The 1128-nt window shown below is 44.8% G+C and carries 3 tRNA genes and 2 rRNA genes; all 5 read right to left on the bottom strand.

The features are described from left to right. Nucleotides 1-221: ribosomal RNA gene (locus L4C32_RS20705) — 23S ribosomal RNA — on the bottom strand; the annotation flags it as partial. Nucleotides 222-560: 339 nt separating this feature from the next. After that, nucleotides 561-636, bottom strand: a tRNA-Val gene (locus tag L4C32_RS20700). A gap of 25 nt (nucleotides 637-661) precedes the next feature. Then, nucleotides 662-737: transfer RNA gene (locus L4C32_RS20695), tRNA-Lys, on the bottom strand. A gap of 24 nt (nucleotides 738-761) precedes the next feature. After that, a tRNA-Glu gene (locus tag L4C32_RS20690) sits at nucleotides 762-837 on the bottom strand. A gap of 99 nt (nucleotides 838-936) precedes the next feature. After that, nucleotides 937-1128 (bottom strand): 16S ribosomal RNA (locus L4C32_RS20685); the annotation flags it as partial.

The raw sequence follows: 1128 nt of genomic DNA, 5'->3' as shown, positions 1-1128 counted from the left end.
TTTCTCTTCCTCGGGGTACTTAGATGTTTCAGTTCCCCCGGTTTGCCTCACTGCGCTATGTATTCACGCAGCAATACTTGCTTATGCAAGTGGGTTTCCCCATTCGGAAATCGTAGACTCAAGTGGCTTTTACTGCCTAATCTACGCTTATCGCAAGTTAATACGTCCTTCATCGCCTCTGACTGCCAAGGCATCCACCGTGTACGCTTAGTCACTTAACCATACAACCCCAAAGGGTTTCGTATGGCAAACAACCAAGTCGAACACAAAAATATGTTCTTGGTTTTTTTCGCCGGACTCAAATAGATTGAAGAGTACATCGAAGATGCACTCAACATACAAGACACTTAAATGTGTTGTTTTATATTGAGAACTTTTAAAATTTAGTTTTCATTCAGCGTTACGTATAACGCTGATTGATTACTAGTCAGCTTTCCAAATTGTTAAAGAGCATGCATTTCATTCTTGGAACAAAACACTTTCTAAATTCTTTCGGCGAAAAACGGACTCAATAAGTAACTCATTGAATCTATTGTTTTGTGCAGAAAATATTTAGAAAGTGGTGGGCGATACCGGGCTCGAACCAGTGACCCCCTCCTTGTAAGGGAGGTGCTCTCCCAACTGAGCTAATCGCCCACATTGTCCCATTTTCGAAAGAAAATGGTGGGTCGTGCAGGATTCGAACCTGCGACCAATTGATTAAAAGTCAACTGCTCTACCAACTGAGCTAACGACCCATAGTGGTACTTCTTAAAAAGAAGTGGTATCCCGTAGGGGAGTCGAACCCCTGTTACCGCCGTGAAAGGGCGGTGTCCTAGGCCTCTAGACGAACGGGACACTATGTTTTTTCTCAAAGGCGTTGGGAGCCTTTGAGTACTCTCTTACTTTTCAACCATGCAATGTGTGTGGACACTAAYAAACAAATGTATCTATCGTTAAGGAGGTGATCCAGCCCCAGGTTCCCCTAGGGCTACCTTGTTACGACTTCACCCCAGTCATGAACCACAAAGTGGTAAGCGTCCTCCCGAAGGTTAAACTACCTACTTCTTTTGCAGCCCACTCCCATGGTGTGACGGGCGGTGTGTACAAGGCCCGGGAACGTATTCACCGTAGCATTCTGATCTATCT

The sequence above is a fragment of the Aliivibrio kagoshimensis genome (assembly GCF_050337105.1).
In the GTDB taxonomy this organism is placed as follows: Bacteria; Pseudomonadota; Gammaproteobacteria; order Enterobacterales; family Vibrionaceae; genus Aliivibrio_A; species Aliivibrio_A kagoshimensis.
Note: the sequence above shows the minus strand (reverse complement) of the source record. Positions and strands in the feature narration are given on the sequence as shown.